This window comes from Inquilinus limosus MP06, assembly GCF_000767795.1.
Taxonomy (GTDB): domain Bacteria; phylum Pseudomonadota; class Alphaproteobacteria; order DSM-16000; family Inquilinaceae; genus Inquilinus; species Inquilinus limosus_E.
The window spans coordinates 1-4,314 of record NZ_JANX01000541.1 but is presented as its reverse complement, the minus strand read 5'-3'; the positions used below and the strand labels follow the sequence as shown (position 1 = coordinate 4,314).

Sequence of the window (4,314 nt, the reverse complement as noted above, 5' to 3'; positions counted from 1 at the left end):
TTCCGAGCAGGCGATCGCCTACGGCACCCGCATGGTCGGCGGCGTCACCCCGGGCAAGGGCGGCACCCGCCACCTCGACCTGCCGGTGTTCGACACCGTGGCCCAGGCGGTGGACCAGACCGGCGCCAACGCCTCGGTGATCTACGTGCCGCCGCCGTTCGCCGCGGACGCGATCCTGGAGGCGATCGACGCCGGGATCCCGCTGGTGGTGTGCATCACCGAGGGCATCCCGGTGCTGGACATGGTCCGGGTCAAGCGGGCGCTGGCGGGTTCCGCCACCCGGCTGATCGGGCCGAACTGCCCGGGCGTGATCACGCCGGGCGAGTGCAAGATCGGCATCATGCCGGGGCACATCCACCGCCGCGGCAAGATCGGCATCGTCAGCCGGTCGGGCACGCTGACCTATGAGGCGGTGGCGCAGACCACGGCGGCCGGCCTCGGCCAGACCACCTGCATCGGCATCGGCGGCGACCCGGTGAACGGGACCAACTTCGTCGACGCGCTGACGATGTTCGTGGAGGACCCGGAGACCGAGGGCATCATCATGATCGGCGAGATCGGCGGCGACGCCGAGGTGATGGGCGCCGAGTTCCTGAAGGCCTCGGGCACCAAGAAGCCGGTGGTCGGCTTCATCGCCGGCCGCACCGCCCCGCCCGGCCGCCGCATGGGCCATGCCGGCGCCGTCATCTCCGGCGGCCACGACACCGCCGACCACAAGATCGAGGCGCTCAAGGCCGCCGGCATCGCCGTCGCCGACTCCCCGGCATCGCTCGGAAAGACCATGCTCGCGGCGATGAAGGGCTGATCCTTCACCGCTGGTGATCGATGTGAACCCCGACCGGTCCGCCGGTCGGGGTTTTTTCGTATCGAGGTTCCGCCGATTCGGACGGTCTGTTTCAGACAGGATGTCGCGTTTGCGTTCTTTGCGTGGGAGATCTGTCGTATTGGCGCCGGAAATTGCTCGTTCCGCGCCCGACATATCTTTCATCCATTGGACTTTCGGCGTAGGTTGCGCGCCACTTGAGCCCGTCCCGCGAGGGACCGCCCGGCCGCGGCGTCAATGCGGCCGCCGACCGCCAGGGAAACGGCCGGAGACCGGCCGTTGGAAATGATGGGTAGCCCGTCGGAACAAAGTTCCTTCCTGTTCGCCCCGAATGCCGATTTCATCGCCGAGCTGCATGAGCGCTATCGCGCCGATCCAGGCTCGGTCGATGAGAGCTGGCGTGCCTTCTTCGCCGGCCTCGGCGAGGGCGAGGCGGAAGCCGACACCGGACCGTCCTGGAGCCCGCAGAACGGCGCCATCCCCGCGGTCAAGCTGAACGGCCTGGGCGAGGCCTTCGCCCTGGAGGCCCCGACCGAGGCACCCGCCCCCGGTTCAGCCAAGGGGGGCGCCAAGCCCGGCAAGGCCCCGGCCGCCGCGGCTGCCGCCCCGGACGCCGACGCCATCCGCCGCGCCGCCCATGACACGCTGCGGGCGATGCAGCTGATCCGCGCCTACCGCGTGCGCGGCCACCTGCTGGCCGATCTCGACCCGCTCGGCCTGACGGTGCAGAGCAAGACCCATCCGGACCTCGACCCCGCCACATACGGCTTCACCGAGGCCGACATGGAGCGGCCGATCTACGTCGCCGGCCAGCTGGGCCTGGACACGCCGACGCTGCGCCAGATCGTGACCCGGCTGCGCGCCACCTATTGCGGCCATATCGGCGTCGAGTACATGCACATCCAGGATCCGGCCGTGCGCGCCTGGATCCAGGAGCGGATCGAGACGATCGAGAACCGCACCGAGTTCACCCCCGAGGGCAAGCGCGCCATCTATGAGCGCCTGACCGCGGCCGAGAGCTTCGAGCGCTTCCTCAACGTCAAATACACCGGCACCAAGCGCTTCGGCCTGGATGGCGGCGAGGCGATGATCCCGGCACTGGAGCAGGTGCTGAAGCGCGGCGGCCAGCTGGGGCTGGAGGAGATCGTGATCGGCATGGCCCATCGCGGCCGCCTGAACACGCTGGCGAACTTCCTGGGCAAGCCCTTCGCCGCGATCTTCTCGGAATTCCAGGGCAATCCGGCGAACCCGGACGACGTCCAGGGCTCGGCCGACGTGAAGTACCATCTCGGCACCTCGTCGGACCGCGACTTCGACGGCCACACCGTGCACCTGTCGCTGACCGCCAACCCGTCGCATCTGGAATGCGTCAACCCGGTGGTGATCGGCAAGGTCCGCGCCAAGCAGACCCAGCGCCGCGACGAGGACCGCACCGCGGTCCTGCCGCTCCTGATCCATGGCGATGCCGCCTTCGCCGGCCAGGGCGTGGTGGCCGAGACGCTGATGATGTCCGACCTGAAGGGCTATCGCGTCGGCGGCACCATCCACTTCGTCATCAACAACCAGATCGGCTTCACCACCGCGCCGGTCTATTCCCGCTCCGGCCCCTACTGCACCGACGTGGCGCGGACGGTCCAGGCGCCGATCTTCCACGTCAACGGCGACGACGCCGAGGCGGTGGTGCATGCCTCGCGCATCGCCATCGAGTTCCGGCAGAGATTCGGCCATGACGTGGTGGTGGACATGTTCTGCTACCGCCGCTTCGGCCACAATGAGGGCGACGAGCCGGCCTTCACCCAGCCGCTGATGTACAAGACCATCGCCAAGCACCCGCCGGTGCGCGAGCTGTACGCCCGGCAGCTGGTCGAGGAAGGCCTGCTGACGGCCGAGGCCGCCGAGGGCGTGGTGCGCGACTTCCAGAAGCATCTGGAGGAGGCGTTCGAGGGGTCGACCACCTACAAGCCGAACAAGGCCGACTGGCTGGGCGGCGCCTGGTCGGGCCTGACCATCGCCGCCGGCGACGACCGCCGCGGCGCCACCGCGGCGCCGGACGCGCTGCTGCGCGAGGTCGGCAAGGCGATCAGCACGGCCCCCGCCGGCATCAACGTCAACCCGAAGGTCGTGCGCCAGCTCAAGGCCAAGGCGCAGATGATCGAGACGGGCCGGGACATCGACTGGGCCACGGCCGAGGCGCTGGCCTTCGGCACGCTGGTGGCCGAGGGCATCCCGGTGCGACTGTCGGGCCAGGATTCCGGCCGCGGCACCTTCAGCCAGCGCCATTCGGTGCTGGTCGACCAGGAGACCGAGGAGCGCTACGTCCCGCTGAACCACATCCGCGAGGGCCAGGCCGCCTACGAGGTGCATGACAGCCCGCTGTCGGAATTCGCGGTGCTGGGCTTCGAATATGGCTATTCGCTGGCCGAGCCGCGGGCCCTGACGCTGTGGGAGGCGCAGTTCGGCGACTTCGCCAACGGCGCCCAGACCATCATCGACCAGTTCATCTCCTCCGGCGAGCAGAAGTGGCTGCGCATGTCCGGCCTGGTGATGCTGCTGCCGCATGGCTATGAGGGCCAGGGGCCGGAGCATTCCTCGGCCCGCATCGAGCGCTATCTGCAGCAATCGGCCGAGGACAACTGGCAGGTGGTGAACCTGACCACCCCGGCCAACTACTTCCACGCGCTGCGCCGCCAGATCCACCGCGACTTCCGCAAGCCGCTGGTGGTGTTCACGCCGAAGTCGCTGCTGCGCCACAAGGAGTGCGTCTCGGCCCTGGACGACTTCACCAACGGGTCGACCTTCCACCGCGTGCTGGGCGAGACCGCCGAGCTGGTGGCCGGCGAGCAGGTGAAGCGCGTCGTGATCTGCTCCGGCAAGGTCTATTACGACCTGAAGAAGGAACGCGACGAGCGCGGCCTGAAGGACGTCGCCATCATCCGGCTGGAGCAGATGTTCCCGTTCCCGCGCAAGACGCTGGGCGCGGAGCTGGCCAAGTATCCGAACGCCGAGGTGGTGTGGTGCCAGGAGGAGCCCGAGAACCAGGGCGCCTGGTACTTCGTCGACCGCAAGATCGAGGCCGCGCTGGGCGAGATCAAGCATCGCAGCGCCCGGCCGCGCTATGCCGGCCGGCCGGAGGCCGCGGCCCCGGCCACCGGCCTGCTGCGCCGCCACAACCAGGAACAGGCCAAGCTGGTCGACGAGGCCCTGTCGGTCGGCTGATCTCAGAGCGCCCGAACGGATCGGAAGGAATGGAGACTCTATGAGCGTCGAGATCAAGGTGCCCGCCCTGGGCGAATCGGTGACCGAGGCCACCGTCGCCCGCTGGCTGAAGAAGCCGGGCGAGGCCGTGGCCATGGATGAGCCGCTGGTCGAGCTCGAGACCGACAAGGTGACGCTGGAGGTCAACGCCACCGCGGCGGGCGTGCTGGAATCGGTGGCCGCCGAGGAAGGCGCCAATGTCGAGGTCGGCGCCCTGCTGGGCAGCATCGGCGAGG

Annotated in this window: 3 protein-coding genes; all 3 read left to right on the top strand. The window is 69.0% G+C overall.

All coding sequences use genetic code 11. The features are described from left to right. Positions 1 to 805: succinate--CoA ligase subunit alpha (gene sucD / locus P409_RS27900; RefSeq protein ID WP_034846091.1), on the top strand; the 805-nt coding region annotated here is incomplete at its 5' end. Positions 806 to 1,111: 306 nt separating this feature from the next. Beyond that, positions 1,112 to 4,039 (top strand): 2-oxoglutarate dehydrogenase E1 component, encoded by a 2,928-nt coding sequence (locus P409_RS27895; protein ID WP_034846093.1) that lies wholly within the window; start codon positions 1,112 to 1,114, stop codon positions 4,037 to 4,039. 40 nt (positions 4,040 to 4,079) lie between these two features. Beyond that, positions 4,080 to 4,314, top strand: a 235-nt coding sequence (locus P409_RS27890; protein WP_034846089.1) for a biotin/lipoyl-containing protein, incomplete at its 3' end; no start/stop codon positions are given.